Annotated in this window: 16 protein-coding genes and 2 pseudogenes; 14 read left to right on the top strand and 4 right to left on the bottom strand. The window is 34.9% G+C overall.

Translation table 11 applies throughout. The features are described 5' to 3' along the window. Window positions 1–10: 10 nt before the first annotated feature. The 11 genes and pseudogenes from DT250_RS02780 to DT250_RS02730 all read left to right on the top strand — a co-directional run bounded on the left by DT250_RS02780 (window position 11) and on the right by DT250_RS02730 (window position 11455). Window positions 11–492, top strand: a pseudogene (locus DT250_RS02780) (coproporphyrinogen III oxidase). A 223-nt stretch (window positions 493–715) separates the two neighbouring features. Next, the gene (tkt, locus tag DT250_RS02775) at window positions 716–2716 is read left to right on the top strand and encodes a transketolase (protein ID WP_060487429.1); all 2001 of its coding nucleotides are present in this window, start codon (window positions 716–718) and stop codon (window positions 2714–2716) included. A 156-nt stretch (window positions 2717–2872) separates the two neighbouring features. After that, the gene (sirA, locus tag DT250_RS02770; RefSeq protein WP_000860645.1) at window positions 2873–3313 is read left to right on the top strand and encodes a sporulation inhibitor of replication protein SirA; all 441 of its coding nucleotides are present in this window, start codon (window positions 2873–2875) and stop codon (window positions 3311–3313) included. 78 nt (window positions 3314–3391) lie between these two features. Further along, window positions 3392–3613, top strand: coding sequence for a YneF family protein (locus DT250_RS02765; protein WP_001123315.1), 222 nt, complete (start codon window positions 3392–3394; stop codon window positions 3611–3613). A gap of 123 nt (window positions 3614–3736) precedes the next feature. Next, window positions 3737–5488 carry an ABC transporter ATP-binding protein gene (locus DT250_RS02760; protein WP_048544175.1) on the top strand — a complete coding sequence of 584 codons (1752 nt, stop codon included), beginning with the start codon at window positions 3737–3739 and terminating at the stop codon, window positions 5486–5488. Then, window positions 5488–7251, top strand: coding sequence for an ABC transporter ATP-binding protein (locus tag DT250_RS02755; RefSeq protein ID WP_149212449.1), 1764 nt, complete (start codon window positions 5488–5490; stop codon window positions 7249–7251). The genes DT250_RS02760 and DT250_RS02755 overlap by 1 nt, the downstream gene beginning before the upstream one ends. Before the next feature lie 132 nt (window positions 7252–7383). Then, window positions 7384–8433, top strand: a pseudogene (locus tag DT250_RS02750) (GH25 family lysozyme). A gap of 209 nt (window positions 8434–8642) precedes the next feature. Further along, complete coding sequence (locus DT250_RS02745; protein ID WP_149212448.1) at window positions 8643–9662, top strand: nuclease-related domain-containing protein; 1020 nt, start codon at window positions 8643–8645, stop codon at window positions 9660–9662. 6 nt (window positions 9663–9668) lie between these two features. After that, entirely contained in the window at window positions 9669–10235 is a 567-nt protein-coding gene (locus tag DT250_RS02740; RefSeq protein WP_149212447.1) for a hypothetical protein, read from the top strand. Between the two features lie 219 nt (window positions 10236–10454). Beyond that, entirely contained in the window at window positions 10455–10601 is a 147-nt protein-coding gene (locus DT250_RS02735) for a BC1881 family protein (protein WP_000644411.1), read from the top strand. A gap of 98 nt (window positions 10602–10699) precedes the next feature. Continuing rightward, window positions 10700–11455 carry a sulfite exporter TauE/SafE family protein gene (locus DT250_RS02730; protein ID WP_147786358.1) on the top strand — a complete coding sequence of 252 codons (756 nt, stop codon included), beginning with the start codon at window positions 10700–10702 and terminating at the stop codon, window positions 11453–11455. Between the two features lie 309 nt (window positions 11456–11764). Here DT250_RS02730 and DT250_RS02725 read toward each other — a convergent pair whose 3' ends face one another. Continuing rightward, the gene (locus tag DT250_RS02725; RefSeq protein ID WP_000624203.1) at window positions 11765–11971 is read right to left on the bottom strand and encodes a DUF3903 domain-containing protein; all 207 of its coding nucleotides are present in this window, start codon (window positions 11969–11971) and stop codon (window positions 11765–11767) included. Window positions 11972–12112: 141 nt separating this feature from the next. Here DT250_RS02725 and DT250_RS02720 point away from each other — a divergent pair, with 141 nt between their 5' ends. Beyond that, window positions 12113–12526, top strand: coding sequence for an NUDIX hydrolase (locus DT250_RS02720; protein ID WP_000442959.1), 414 nt, complete (start codon window positions 12113–12115; stop codon window positions 12524–12526). A 12-nt stretch (window positions 12527–12538) separates the two neighbouring features. Here the strand turns inward: DT250_RS02720 and DT250_RS02715 are convergent, their stop codons facing one another. Together DT250_RS02715 and DT250_RS02710 are read right to left on the bottom strand one after the other, a co-directional pair. Beyond that, window positions 12539–13216 (bottom strand): LrgB family protein, encoded by a 678-nt coding sequence (locus tag DT250_RS02715; protein WP_000578955.1) that lies wholly within the window; start codon window positions 13214–13216, stop codon window positions 12539–12541. Continuing rightward, window positions 13213–13578: a CidA/LrgA family holin-like protein gene (locus tag DT250_RS02710; RefSeq protein ID WP_088608932.1), complete on the bottom strand. Its 366-nt coding sequence runs from the start codon at window positions 13576–13578 to the stop codon at window positions 13213–13215. Before DT250_RS02710 ends, DT250_RS02715 begins: the two co-directional genes overlap by 4 nt. 152 nt (window positions 13579–13730) lie before the next feature. On the opposite strand from DT250_RS02710, the gene alsR reads away from it, so the two are divergent. Continuing rightward, window positions 13731–14636 (top strand): acetoin biosynthesis transcriptional regulator AlsR, encoded by a 906-nt coding sequence (gene alsR, locus DT250_RS02705; RefSeq protein WP_000423221.1) that lies wholly within the window; start codon window positions 13731–13733, stop codon window positions 14634–14636. Window positions 14637–14699: 63 nt separating this feature from the next. Here the strand turns inward: alsR and DT250_RS02700 are convergent, their stop codons facing one another. Next, window positions 14700–15299 carry a histidine kinase gene (locus tag DT250_RS02700; RefSeq protein WP_088064221.1) on the bottom strand — a complete coding sequence of 200 codons (600 nt, stop codon included), beginning with the start codon at window positions 15297–15299 and terminating at the stop codon, window positions 14700–14702. A gap of 174 nt (window positions 15300–15473) precedes the next feature. Here DT250_RS02700 and DT250_RS02695 point away from each other — a divergent pair, with 174 nt between their 5' ends. Beyond that, window positions 15474–16031, top strand: a complete 558-nt coding sequence (locus DT250_RS02695; RefSeq protein WP_088064220.1) for an ABC transporter permease — start codon at window positions 15474–15476, stop codon at window positions 16029–16031. The last annotated feature ends 12 nt before the right edge of the window (window positions 16032–16043 follow it).

Genomic DNA, 16043 nt, shown 5'->3' with positions numbered 1-16043 from the left:
GGGGGATAATTTGGCTTTACAGCACGAGTTTGTATTTGTTTCGAATGAAAAAAAGGGTTGGATTTTATAGGTATAGATTGGATTGAACTTTGTTTTCTATATAAAGAAGAGGCAACGATAGATGAGTGTGTTGTATTAAGTGATGAGCTAATCGTATATCTATTAGATTTTACCCATTGGATTCCGACCTATTATCCAGCGAAAAGAGCAGAAGGATTTGGAATTCACTATTATGGTATTACGAAAATAGAACAGCAAGGGGCAGTGATAGCAGAACAGTTATTTTGTTCGGTAGTTAACATGTTTTCTCTAGCGCCAGAAACAATCGAACTGACAGGACAGTTTCAATGGGAAAATGATAATAATACTGATGGAGAATATGAAAGATACGTATTTGATCGAGATAAATTATGCCAAGATTTAAATTCTTTTATTCGTTTGCTTTGCAGAGTGAAAAATGGGGAAGGATATATTTTGCATTATGGAATTTGAAAATGATGAATAAATATACAGATAATTCCCTTTCTTTTTAAAATAAAAACAATGAAAAAGTATGTCATATTGAATACCCATACATTCCCGAAATCATTGATTTTTTTATGAAAAACCAAAAAAATATCAACATATTTGTCGATACATGTTGTATAATCTTGCGTGGGAAGCTATCATATAAATGTATAAAACGTTTACTAATATAAGCGAAGGGAAGAATAGCATGTCACATTCAATCGAACAACTTTCTATCAACACGATTCGCACATTATCCATCGATGCGATTGAAAAAGCAAACTCTGGTCACCCAGGAATGCCAATGGGTGCAGCACCAATGGCTTATACATTATGGACTCAATTTATGAAACACAATCCAAATAACCCAACGTGGTTTAACCGTGATCGTTTCGTATTATCTGCAGGTCATGGTTCAATGTTACTATACAGCCTACTTCACCTATCTGGTTATGATGTAACAATGGATGACTTAAAGAACTTCCGTCAATGGGGAAGCAAAACTCCAGGACATCCTGAGTACGGTCATACAGCAGGTGTAGACGCAACTACTGGTCCACTTGGACAAGGTATTGCAACTGCTGTAGGTATGGCAATGGCTGAAAGACATTTAGCGGCTAAATATAACCGTGATGCGTATAATGTAGTAGATCATCATACATACGCTATTTGTGGTGATGGAGATTTAATGGAAGGCGTTTCTGCTGAAGCATCTTCATTAGCTGCTCATTTACAATTAGGTCGTCTTGTTGTGCTTTATGATTCAAACGATATTTCATTAGATGGCGATTTAAATCGTTCATTCTCTGAAAGTGTAGAAGATCGTTACAAAGCATACGGATGGCAAGTAATCCGTGTTGAGGATGGAAACGATATTGAAGCTATCGCGAAAGCAATCGAAGAAGCGAAAGCTGACGAAAAACGCCCAACGCTAATTGAAGTAAGAACGACAATTGGTTTCGGTTCTCCAAACAAATCAGGAAAATCAGCTTCACATGGTTCTCCACTTGGTGTAGACGAAACAAAATTAACGAAAGAAGCATATGCTTGGACTGCTGAGCAAGACTTCCATGTAGCAGAAGAAGTATATGACAACTTCCGTAAAACTGTACAAGATGTTGGTGAAACTGCGCAAGCAGCGTGGAACACTATGCTAGGTGAATATGCACAAGCATACCCAGAATTAGCAAACGAATTACAAGCGGCAATGAATGGTCTTCTTCCAGAAGGTTGGGAGCAAAACTTACCAACTTATGAATTAGGATCAAAAGCAGCAACTCGTAATTCTTCAGGTGCTGTAATTAATGCAATTGCAGAGTCTGTACCATCATTCTTCGGTGGATCTGCTGACCTTGCTGGTTCTAACAAAACATACATGAATAACGAAAAAGACTTTACAAGAGATGATTACAGCGGAAAAAACATTTGGTACGGTGTACGTGAGTTCGCAATGGGTGCAGCAATGAACGGTATTGCACTGCATGGCGGTTTAAAAACTTACGGTGGTACGTTCTTCGTATTCTCTGACTACTTACGTCCAGCAATTCGTCTTGCAGCATTAATGCAATTGCCAGTAACGTATGTATTCACACACGACAGTATCGCTGTTGGTGAAGATGGTCCAACACATGAACCAATCGAGCAATTAGCAGCGCTACGTGCAATGCCAAATGTATCTGTTATTCGTCCAGCTGATGGTAACGAATCTGTTGCAGCTTGGAGACTAGCTCTAGAATCTACAAACAAACCGACTGCTTTAGTATTAACTCGTCAAGACCTTCCAACATTAGAAGGTGCAAAAGAAGATACGTATGAAAAAGTAGCAAAAGGCGCATATGTAGTTTCTGCAAGCAAGAAAGAAACAGCTGATGTAATCTTACTTGCATCTGGATCTGAAGTAAGTCTAGCTGTTGAAGCGCAAAAAGCGTTAGCAGTAGACGGCGTTGACGCAGCTGTTGTCAGCATGCCATCTATGGATCGCTTTGAAGCTCAAACAGCTGAGTACAAAGAATCTGTATTACCAAAAGCAGTAACAAAACGTTTCGCAATCGAAATGGGTGCTACATTCGGATGGCACCGTTACGTAGGTCTTGACGGAGATGTGCTAGGTATCGATACATTCGGTGCTTCTGCTCCTGGTGAGAAGATTATGGAAGAGTATGGATTTACTGTAGAGAACGTTGTTCGTAAAGTAAAAGAAATGCTTTAATGATTTTAGAAAAATCTCTCCGGCATGGAGAGATTTTTCTATGTAAATGAGTTTTTTCGACAGAAAAAGTTTTTTATCTCTCCGCAGTCAGACAATCATTGCAAAATTTCTTCTATATAATGAAGGGAAAAGGTTGTCCAGATTGGGAGGCGAAAGATGAAAACGTATGAATTGTATTTAATTCAAGAGGATATTGCGAAAGCTTACTTTGGTCGTGAATATTTGTTTTTTGATTTATTTGCTAGATTTTCAGAATCTGGGTCCCTTTCGGAGAAAAAAGTGTTATATAAACAAATGATGTATATAACGATGCCATTACAAGTAATGAAAATTCACCATAAATTAGAACAAGCTTTGCGCGTTCTTGGTAAATATGATCGAACACATCATACACATACACTTTATACAGGAGCGGAATACGGCGAAATAATGGTGAAACCGCACTATATTCGCATGAATACCTCTGGAAACGTTTCTATGGAAACGACTTTCTTTGAGGTGTTAAGAAAGTGTGAATTAACATTTTTAGCTATGGATTATGAAAATACAAAGTACGGATGGCTGAATCCTCTAAAACAAGTACGAACATATGTGTAAAAAATGTCGAATTGTATCTTGTCTTATTGAAAAGGTTTTAGTACACTGTAAGGTAGACAACATGAAGGAGGAAAATATATGCCAATTTGGTTAGGTATTCTAGTGGGCGTAGTAGCACTAGTAGCAGGCGTGGCGTTAGGATTTTTCATTGCCCGCAAATACATGATGAACTACTTAGAAAAAAATCCACCAATTAATGAACAAATGTTAAAAATGATGATGATGCAAATGGGACAAAAACCTTCCCAAAAGAAAATCAATCAAATGATGAGCGCGATGAATAAGCAACAAACGAAATAAGCGCTAAAAGACACTCGCTAAGAGTGTCTTTTCTTTTTGTTAGTTATGCAGTTTAAAACTTTTAAAAATTCTGTATTTTTGGTAAACTGAAAACATCGCTCATTTTAAGGGAGGAGGATAAAAATGAAGGTATTTATTAATTTAGCGTGGTTTTTTAAACAAGAAAAACGAGCGTATATAATCGGAATTATTATGTTATTTGGTGTCGCGCTTCTTGAACTTGTAGCTCCGAAAGTACTAGGTATTGTAGTAGATGAAATTAATAATGGAACATTAACATCTGAAAAATTGTTGAAGTGGGTTATTCTGTTAGTAGTTGTAGGGATTACTATGTACATATTACGTTATTTATGGCGTATTATGATTTTTGGATCTTCGTTAAAACTAGCCCGTCAATTACGAAAGAATTTATATGAACATTTTACAAGGATGAGCCCATCTTTCTATCAATCACGTCGTACGGGTGATTTGATGGCGCATGCGACTAATGATATTCAGGCGATTCAACAAACTGCTGGATCGGGCGTTTTAACACTTGTTGACTCATTAGCGGTTGGGGGATGTGTACTCGTAGCGATGGGTTTTACAATTAGTTGGAAGTTAACATTGTTAAGCTTAATTCCAATGCCGATTGTAGCGATTTCGACAAATTATTACGGAACGTTATTACATAAAAGGTTTCATAAAGCGCAGCAATCGTTTTCAGAAATCAATGATAAAGTGCAAGAGAGTATGAGTGGGATGAAGGTAATTCGATCACTTGGACAAGAGAAAGAAGATTTACAAGCATTTCGAAAAAAATCAGAAGATGTTGTACATAAAAATATGTTAGTCGCACGTATTGATTCGTTGTTTGATCCAACAATCTCTCTTATCGTTGGATTTTCTTTTTTAATTGCAGTGTGTTACGGGTCAGTATTAGTTGTGAGGGGTGAATTAACTGTAGGTGATCTCGTTACATTTACAACGTATTTAGGTACCCTCGTTTGGCCAATGTTAGCCTTTGGATGGTTGTTCAACATTATGGAACGTGGGCGTGCTTCGTATGACCGTGTAGAAAAAATTCTCTCGCAAAAATCAGATGTAGTAAATAGAGAAGATGCTGTACATAAAGTAGCAAGCGGTGATGTTACATTTGCGGTCGATTCATTTTCATATAAGAAAAATGAACTGTTACAGCTAATAGATGTTCACTTTGATTTGAAGAAGGGTGAGACACTAGGCGTTGTCGGACGTACAGGAGCAGGGAAAACGACTTTATTAAAATGTTTAATCCGTGAGTATGATCATTTTAGTGGTGAATTAAAAGTTGGGGAGCGGGATATTCGCGATGTAACACTTTACGGTGTCCGTTCTGCCATTTCATACGTGCCGCAAGATCATTTTTTATTTTCAGCGAGTATTGGGGAGAATATTGCTTTTGGAAAGGCGGATGCTACATATAATGAAATAACCCGCGCTGCAGAGATTGCTTGTATTCATAATGACATCCTCCAATTTTCAGAAGGGTATGAAACGGTAGTAGGAGAAAGAGGCGTTTCGTTATCTGGAGGCCAAAAACAGAGAATCTCTATTGCACGTGCTTTATTAACGAATGCGGAAATTTTAATTTTAGATGATTGTTTATCAGCGGTAGATGCAAAAACAGAAGAAACGATTTTAAATGCATTAAAGAGGGAAAGAGCAGGAAAAACAACGATTATTACTGCTCATCGTTTAAGTGCAATTCAACATGCCAATCTTATACTTGTTGTGGATGAAGGCAGAATTGTGCAACGAGGTACACATGAACAATTAATGAAAGAAAACGGTTGGTATAAAGAAATGTACGAGAGCCAGCAGTTAGAAGCATTAGTCGAGAAAGGAGGCGTATGATGACCGGGAAGAAGCGGAGTGATTTAAGTAGATTACTTTCTTATATGAAGCCATATAAAAGGTTACTATCTTTAGCATTTATCTTTTTAGTTGGTGCAACTGTAACTGAAATGATGGGTCCTTTTTTAATTAAACAATTTCTTGATGAACATTTAGTACCACGTAACTTTGATCAATCAGCACTTGTTACTCTATTTGTAGTGTATCTTATTGCTCACTTATTAAAAGTATTATTTACTTATTTAGACTTATTGTATTTTCAAAATATCGCTTTTAAAATTGTTCAAGATATGCGTGTTGAAGTGTATAATCATGTTCAAAAGTTGTCATTAAGTTTCTTTGATCGTACGCCGATTGGTACGCTTGTATCGCGCATAACGAATGATACGGAAGCAATTAAAGATTTTTATGTCAGTGTATTATCCACATTTGTCAAAAATGTAGTCTTTTTAATAGGTATTTTAGTAGCAATGTTTTTATTAAATGTAAAACTAGCGCTATTTTCTCTCGTATTAATTCCGATAATGTTTGCAATTATGGTGCTATATCGCCGGAAGAGTGCAGCCTTTTATTTAGAAGTACGTAATCAATTAAGCGTGTTAAATGCAAAGTTGAATGAGTCCATTCAAGGAATGAATATTGTTCAAGTGTTCAGACAAGAAAAGCGTATGAGAAAAGAGTTTGAAGAAGTGAATAATAAACATTATAGTGCAGGGCGACGGACGTTAAAGTTAGACGCGTTACTTTTACGCCCAGCAACGGATTTAGTTCATATTATAGCAATTGCGTTAGTACTTGGTTTATTTGGAATTGATGCGCTGAAGAGTCCTGTTGAAGTAGGTGTCTTATATGCGTTTGTTAACTATATACATCGTTTCTTCCAGCCTGTAAATGAGATGATGATGAAATTATCATTTTTCCAACAGGCACTTGTTTCATCATCACGTGTATTTCATTTAATGGATGAGAAAGATTTAGCTCCAGTTCAAAAAGGGGATGGAAATCCTCAAGTTGTTAATGGAGAAATTGAATTTAAAAATGTTACTTTTTCGTATGATGGAAAACGTGATGTTTTAAAAAATGTATCTTTTCACGTGAAACAAGGGCAAACGGTTGCTTTCGTTGGGCACACTGGTAGCGGAAAAAGTACCATTATGAATTTGTTAATGCGATTTTATAATATTAAGTCCGGAAATATTGTAATAGATGGTGTGGATTTAGAGAAATTTGAAGAACGAGAAATTAGAAAGAAAATAGGACTCGTATTGCAAGATGCATTTTTATTTGCGGGAAATGTAAAACAAAATATTCGTATGTACAATGAAGAAATTACGGATGAAGAAGTAAAAGAAGCGGCACAATTTGTGCAAGCGAATACGTTTATTGAAAAATTACCAGAGCAGTATGAAACAGAAGTAGTAGAAAGAGGAGCTGCATTTTCTAGTGGTCAACGCCAATTAATTGCTTTTGCTAGAACGATAGCAACGAATCCGAAAGTATTAGTATTAGATGAAGCAACAGCTAATATTGATACAGAAACAGAAGATGCGATTCAAACAGCATTACAGCAAATGCGAAAAGGGAGAACGACTATAGCAATTGCACACAGATTATCTACAATTCAAGATGCAGATCAAATTTTTGTTATGCATGATGGAGAAATAGTAGAAAGAGGAACACATCAAGAATTACTGAGTGAGCAAGGGTTGTATTATAATATGTATTTACTACAAAATAAAGGGATTTTACAAAAGGCCTTGTAATTACAAGGCCTTTTTACTTTGTTTATAAAATATGTTTGCTCTCAATATCTATAGTATAAACGTCGTGACCCTTTATTAAAGTTGTACATATTGTATGTATACGAAATGAAAAAAATTGATAGGAGCTTTTATATGCAAGATAGATCTAGTTCAAATATTACGTTTATCGATGTGTCTCATTGGGAAGGGAACATTGATTGGAATGCAGTGAAGGGATCGGGTATTTCAGCGGCGTATGCAAAAGCGACAGAAGGTGTGAATAATCTTGATCCTACTTTGGTTCAAAATGTACAAGCAGCGCGAAATGCGAATGTATTAATCGGTGCATACCATTTTGCACATCCAGAACTAAATGATGCAATTTCAGAAGCGAAACATTTTGTGAACATATTACAAAGCAATCAGACAGACTTAATACCAGTTTTAGATTTAGAATCACCGATAGATCCGAGTAATAGTAATTTAACTGGTACTGCTATATCTAATTGGGCAAGAAGTTTCATAAATTATGTGAAACAGGCTACTGGAAAAGATGTCATGTTATATACAGGAGTTTGGTATATTAATGAGTTTGGAATTAACGGATTAAGTGATATTCCACTTTGGATTTCTAAATACTCTAGTACGCCGCCTGCTGATGCTGGTGGATGGACAGAGTGAACAGCATGGCAATACACAGATTCTGGTCAAATTTCAGGTGTAGTAGGAAATTGTGACGTATCAGCAGCGGTTTCATTAGAAGCTTTGCAAGGAAATGGAACAAATGGTGGTGGAAATGTTTCTCCACCTAGTACTGCTACTGCAGTCTACGGCGTTGCTGTAATTAAAGGCGATAATGTAAATTTACGGAGTGGACCATCTTTACAATCTAGTGTAATTCGCCAGCTAAATAGAGGAGAATCGTATGAAGTTTTGAATGAACAAGATGGTTGGCTTGCTTTAGGTAGAAACGAATGGATATACTATGATCCAAGTTACATTCAGTATAAACATTATGTGGCGACTATTACTGGTGATAATGTGAATCTGCGGGATGCTCCATCATTAAATGGAAATGTTATAAGACAGTTACATCACGGTGAGGCTTATAGAGTATGGTGTAAGCAAGATGGCTGGCTTGGGTTAGGTGGAAATGGCTGGATATACTATGATCCAAGTTATATTCAGTATGGTGTACAATAAAATGCACGTAAAAGGTATCTCGCCTGAGATTCCTTTTATTCTGCTATTTGCGGGCAACCTGAAACAATCAGTGGGAAATGAGAAAAATCGCTTATTAAAGTCTCTCTTCATTAAAAATATGTAATTCTTACAAAGTGTATATTGAAAGCATAGTATAATATAATGGATGTTTATAAAAATAAATGAAAATGGAATAAAGGAGTAAAGATATGGATTATGTGCTAATAGGTGTGATTTTATTATTATTAGCTGTAGTATTCGTGCTGTTCTATAAAAATAAACAGCTAGAATCAGAGAGTCAGCAAGTAGAATTTGAAAAGAAACAAGCAATTGAAACGTATGAAACTGAAATTGCAGCTACGGTTACAGAGCATAAAGAACAACAAAATACATTAAAAAATATGGAACAGAAGAAATACAATGATTTACAAATAAGTGCAGCTAGAGAACTTGAAAATATGCGTATGATGAAAAATCAATTAGCTATGCAACATAGTAAAGAACGAAGTGAAATACAAGAAAAACATAGTAACGAAATACACATGTTTCAAAAGTTAATTGCAAATTTGCGAGAGTATACGAAAAATGGAGCTGAAGTGAATACACACGAAACATTACATTATATGAAGCGTGGATTCGTAGAACAAGGCATAATACTAGACAATGAATTTCATATTATGCCGAATGTTTTTATTAAAAGTCAGCACGGAGGAAATGATTTTCGCATTCATCATCTTGTCTTAAGTAAAACGGGTATGTATCTACTTGAGACGAAAGAATGGACAGGGAAATTAATTCATGGCTTAACGAAAGAAAATGCTAGTATATATTCATTTATGATTGATGAAATTGGCAAGTATCAACAAGAAGTAGAGAAAGAAGAGACGTTTGAATGTATTACAGGTGAAGATTCATTAACGATACAAGTGAAAAATGAAGGGAATCCAGTATATAGAGCGAAGAAACTATCCCATATTCTATACAATTATTTGAAAGAAATACAAGTTGATATTGTAAAGGAAAACGTAAAACCGATTGTATATTTTTATAATGAGAGTGGGAAAGAAGTGCTAGATCTGTCTGAAGAAAAAACGCCGAGATTAAAAGATAGAGAGCAAATTGTAATGTTCTTTAGAAATGAGATCTTAACAGGGAAAGTAATATATACAGATCAAGAGTTAGAAAAACTTCGAGAAATCATTAATCGGATGAATTATAAAATGAATTAAAAAGAGGTGGGCTTTCTGCGTGCTATATTAAGGGGTATTTTGTATGCTTATGTATGTTTGTATATACTAATGTATCTTGCGTTTATTTACATTATCGATATAACTCATACGTCATTAAGTGTAAAGAGTATTTTTGTAGTAATCATGCCATTTGCTTTATTAATCATGATTCAAAAATCTATCTTATATGTTTCTAAAAATCGTAATGAAGAAAAGAAGCAAATGTCGGGAGTATTAATAGTAGCACTCATTCCGTTAATAGTGTGCACTGCGCAATTAAGTATGAATATATACACTTCTAAGTTTAATCAAAATCGGTGGTTACATGCTGAAGAGAAACGGGTACATATGGTAGATGATCTAATGCAAAAATATAAATTAACAGGGAAATCAAATGAAGAAATTACAAAATTATTAGGAGCACCTACTAAAACGAGAAATGGAGAAGAAGGGATTACCACTTCGTACTATCTTGGAAATGAACGTGGCTTCATTTCAATAGATAGTGAACAGCTTGTTTTACAATTTGATAGAAATGGTAGAGTTATAAAATGTGAGATACTAAGAGATTAAATAAATTTAGAGAGAAGCTATATGTTATAGCTTCTTTTTTATTTTTCAATATGTTACGGAAGGGAGAGAAGGATTTTGAGTGGAATAAGGAATGAAAGCGGAGGTGATGCATATATATGGATGCATTGGGTTGTTTTTATCTCGCTATTTGCGGGCAATAAGACTCCCACTTCAAAGTTTCACTTTATCATATTGTATAAATGAAAAGGAGGTAAGACGGTGAAAGCAATCCCGACTGATGTCCTGAGTAAAGAATTAATGGAAAGAGAAGGAGTTATATCTATTACAGTAAAGGAATTTGAAAAGATAGAAGTAGCTGGAGTAGTAGTTGCTGGTCCGGCAGTTATTTTGATTAATCAAGATTAAGTACATATTATTGAAATAAAAAGCATCCATCTAGGATGCTTTTTATTTGTATACAAGGAAGAATATGATGGATAATTGCTTTACTGGAGGGAAAGTCTGTGGCAATTATTATAACGATGTTAGTAATGGGAGTTTTATTAGGATTTGTTGGAGCAGGGGGAGCTGGTTTTATTATCGCAATACTCACTTTAGTATTCCACATTCCTATTCATGTTGCGCTTGCAACGTCTTTAACTGCAATGGCATTTACGACATTATCTGGGGTTATAAGTCATTATCGTGAAGGAAATGTTGTAGTTACTATAGGAGGGATTGTTGGTGGATGTGGAGCACTTGGTTCTTATATTGGTGCAAAGCTTGGTTCACTTATACCACCGCATCTTCTTCATTGGTTTACAGCTGGGATGTTATTTTTATCTGCAATTTTTATGTTTGTTAAATTAATTAAGTTTCAAAATAGGAAAGAACTACTTTTAGCAGAAATTAAAGATTTTTCGAAAGACAATATAATGAAATGTATATGTCTCGGATTAGTCACTGGAATGATGGCTGGTTCATTTGGGATTGGTTCTGCACCATTTATTCAACTTGGATTAATGGTTCTATTAGGATTAACAATCCAGCAATCTGTAGGAACAACAATGCTTGTCATATTGCCGATTGCGATTGGAGGTGGGCTAGGATATAGTTCAGAAGGCTACCTAGATTATATACTGTTATTGCAAGTATTAATTGGCACGATGTTAGGAGCGTATATCGGGGCGAAGTTTACAAATTATGCACCACGTATGCTTTTGCAGCTTTCAATGATTATGACACCAGTTGTAGCTGGATGTATGTTATTGATGGAATAAAAATAATATAGCAAACTAATATGTTTTACGAATGAATTATGTAAGTAATTCATATTTCCCATATAAAAGGATTTGCTTTAATATAATGAGTGTAAAGTTCGAGTATTCGAAGTACTACTTGAATTATATCCCTATCCCTTTTCTAAAAATGCGAACAAGTTTTGCCCTATTCTATTCAATAATTAATTGCATAGAAATATATTGTTCGATGACCATTATGGAACGTACATAATGGGAAAATCCCGATCCTTAAAGAGGATGCCCCTAATCTTCATGTGAAAATATGATCGGATAAGAAAGCTGACCAATTTATGGTCGGCTTTCTTTTTGTTCAAAAGTTATTTCTTCTTTAATTTCTGTTTGCAATAATAAAGCTTTTCCGAAACGACGTTTACATTCCGCACGCACTTTTTCAATGGCTAGTAGCTGAGTAGTGGCGGGAACTGTTACGATAGCTTGGCGTGGTTTTCGATTTTCTTCACAAAAGACACATTCCACAACATATTTAGAAATCATATTTTCATCCTTCCGTTTTTAATTTCTAAGAAGGGATTGTCTATGAAGTTAATGTGATTTTTCGTCATTAGTTTACTTTTTTCCTCTTTTTTCAAGGAGAAAATGATAAAGAAGGTGAATTTTTGTAGGGGAGGGATGTATATGGAAAGATGGATAGGTTGTGCAGCAGTATGTATAAATGAAAAAAATGAAGTTTTAATGGTGTTGCAAGGGCAAAAGGGTGAAGAAAAAAGGTGGTCTGTTCCAAGTGGAGGGCTTGAAAAGGGAGAGACACTAGAAGAATGTTGTATTCGAGAAGTTTGGGAAGAAACAGGTTACAATGTGGAAGTTGTAAATAAAATATACGAAAAAGAGGGTATTACATACGGGGTTCCTGTATACGTTCATTATTATGTCGTTAAAAAAATAGGCGGTAGTATGAAAATCCAAGATCCTGATGAGTTAATACATGAAATTGCTTGGAAGAGGATAGATGAAATGAAGGAATTAACGCTATCTTTCCCGGAGGATTATGAGGTTTTAAATAAATATATAAATAAAAAAGCAAGTGTTTAAACACTTGCTTTTTCAATGTATCCACGACAAGAAAAGCGGAACGATAACTAAACTAGCTCCTGCTGTTAAAAGCATAGATAAACTTGCAATGGTTCCTTCTACAGGGCCGATTTCGAATGCTTTTGATGTACCGGTTCCATTTGCGCTAGTGCCTAACATAATGCCTTTTGCGAGCGCTGTTTTAATACGGCATATACGTATGAGAGCAGGTCCGAGCAATGCTCCTGTTAACGCAGTTAAAACAACAAATACAGCTGTTAATTGTGACATACCACCGATCATTTCTGAAATGGCCATTGCAATTGGTGTCGTTACAATATGAGGCGCTAAACTATGTTCTAACGATGAATCAATTTGAAAATAATTAGCTAGTAGTGCTGAAGTAATAACTGATAAAAATGAGCCGACAATGACATTAAGTAAAATAGCTATTCCATGTTTCTTGAGTAAATCAAAGTATTTATAGATTGGCCATGCGAAAGCAACTGTTGCAGGCTTTAATAATTCTGTTAACCATTGACCACCTGTTTCATATGTTTCATAAGGTGTGTCTAGTCCGAGTAATAAAGCAATTAAAATAATAGGGCAGACGAGAAGAGGAGAAAGTAAGCTCCAATTCCAGCGTTGATACATTTTCTTCGATATCCAATATGTGAATAGTGTTAATAGTAAACAAAGAAAGCCGATCATTGTGTTGATCCTTTCCGCTTTAGTAGCAATTCTGTTAGGAGTCCTGTAGCGAGAGTGACACAAAGTGTACTAATCATAATAATTAAAATGAGATCGATTCCATATTGTGATAGTGTATCTTTGTAGCGTATGACAGCGACTGCAGAAGGAATGAAAAATAAAATAAGTTCTTTTAATAAAAAGTCTGCTCCGTCCTGTACCCACTCTTTCTTCACTAGGTTAAATTTTAATGAAATTAACAATAAAAAAATACCGAGTATACTTCCTGGAACTGGGAGGTGTGCCTGTTTTGCAATCCATTCACCTGTCCAAGCGAAACAAAATAATAATAAAATTTGTCCGCTTAATTTCCACCATTTCATACAGTACCCACCTCTTTCTTTTTTTACATAAAAATTGTAAAAAAGAATTAACAATTTCTACTATACGTTCATTCGAAAAATTTGTCTAATATATAAATTATATGTTATTAATATATTAGATGTATTAATTGAAAGTGAAAAGGGTGTCCAAAATGGAATTACGGCATTTGCAATATTTTGTTGTAGTGGCAGAGGAGTTACACTTTGGACGAGCAGCTGCTCGTTTACAAATGACACAACCACCGCTTAGTCAACAAATTCAGCAATTAGAAAAAGAAATGGGAGTTATGTTATTTTCAAGAACGAAGAGAAAAGTTGAATTAACAGAAGCTGGAGAAATGTTTTTAAAAGAAGTAAAAAAAGCGTTCGAACAAATTGATAAAGCAGTAGAAGTTGCACAAAGTGCCCAAAGGGGAGAAGTGGGATCACTTTCAATTGGTTTTGTAGGTGCGGCGATATATGATATTCTACCATCTATCGTAAGGGAGTATAGAAAGAAATTTCCGAGAGTGTCTGTTGCATTACATGAACTGTCAACACCGGATCAGGTGCATGCACTTCACGATAACCGTATTGATATTGGCTTTTTGCGTCCGCCAATTCCAACGCAATTACTAGAGTTAGAACCAATTCAAAAGCTTTCTTGTACGTTATGTTTACCGAAGGCACATCCACTTGCTGAAAAGGATGAAATACATATTGAAGATTTAAGAGACGAACCGTTCGTATTTATTACGAGACCGGTATGGCCAGCGTTATACGATACAATTTTATCACTTTGCCGCGACGTAGGATTTAGTCCACACATTGTACAAGAAGCAACGGAATATCAAACAGTTATGGGACTTGTAGCAGCAGGAATCGGAATTACGGTAATACCTGTATCAGCGAATAAATTGTATAAAACAGAAGTCGTATATAAAGAGTTATGTGATTCTAATTTTGTTGCAGAAATGTCAGTAGCGTACAAAAAAATGAATACTAATCCAGAACTTTTAGAGTTTTTGAAAATTGCAAGAGAGAAGAAAAGAATAGAAGTTGAGGATGAGATTAATTAATTTGTTAAAAAGTACACCTCGTTAAACACTAAAGCGGAAATGCAATATAATTGCATTTCCGCTTTAGTGTTCTTTTTTTAGTTCTATACTAAAGAGATAAACATGTTCGTTTTCTTGTAATAGTTGGTCAATAGCAGTTTTTTCCTCAAGCATTGGAATTCTTACGGTTTCTTTATTCGTTTTTATTATAGCCGCTAAAGTCGTCTTTTGATTGTATGTTAAGTTTATAGCAGATTGAAGAGTAGTAGAGGTAGAGCTATTTATGATTGGAGGTGCTTCTTCAGGAGCGAGCATGGAACTACCTTCAATATTAACATACCAATGTTTTTGCACTTGTACATCTTTATCGAGCTGGGATTGAGGTGGTAAAAAAGAAAGCTTTACTTTCTTTTTTTGAAAATGGGAGGTAGCTATATTCGCAATTACGTTTGTTTTTTTACCATTTTGATAATAATCAATTGTAGCATGTATTTCATCTTTTTCATTTTTTAGGGTAACGTTATAAAACATGCTGTCTCCTTCTTGAAAAGGAGTCATTTGTAAAATAGAAGATTGCTCTTCTGTTAATTTGTATGGCTCAACAATGGCGATCTCATTGTTTTTAAGTGAGCTACAACTTGTGAGAAATAATAAAAATAAGATTGATAGTAATTTTATGCGCATGCAACCCCCTCCTTTTTACAATTATATTCTGAATATGAATTATTTCCTATTTTATTTTCTAGGACTAAAGACTTAGAAAAAATTCAGATTGTAGTGCGATGTTTAAAATGTCATATTTTTATACACTAGTAGTATAGAATGAGTATGGTATGAAGTAAGGTAGGGGAAGAACATATGTCTTTATGTCAGTTAGTGAGAAAAAATATAAGAACATTTGCTGCCAAAAGGATGAAGCAATTCATGTGGGTTGCTATGAGTACTATGATTTTATTTTTTATGATATCGCTCCAATTTAATGAAGGAGCTATTGGGAAATTAGAGACTACACTTTTATTTCAAATGAGCTTTTACATGCTTTTTATTGTATTCATTTTTATTTGTATTTTTACTACATATAAAATAACGTTTTCTCTTCTGCAAGTGAGGAAAGAGGAAATTAAATCTTATGTAGCAGAGAGTAGGAAGAGAAATGACGTACTATGTTTATTATGTCAGGAGCAATTATTTATTTATGGAGCAGCGTTTGTTTTTGGATTAGTGAATGGGATGTTATTTTTGAAATTATTTACGATTATCTTTATGAAAATAGCAGGAATACAAGGGATAAATAGTGCACCGATTACAATATATGCAATAGTAGTTGTTAGTATAATTATGATTGTGATCGTCCTATTATCGATGATGCAATGTTTTCGATTTGTTCAAAGTTTACAAGATGAAAATTCGTTTTAATTCAAGGAAAAG

Origin of the sequence: Bacillus sp. AR2-1, from assembly GCF_008368755.1 — a bacterium.
Classification (GTDB): Bacteria; Bacillota; Bacilli; order Bacillales; family Bacillaceae_G; genus Bacillus_A; species Bacillus_A wiedmannii.
Note: the sequence above shows the minus strand (reverse complement) of the source record. Positions and strands in the feature narration are given on the sequence as shown.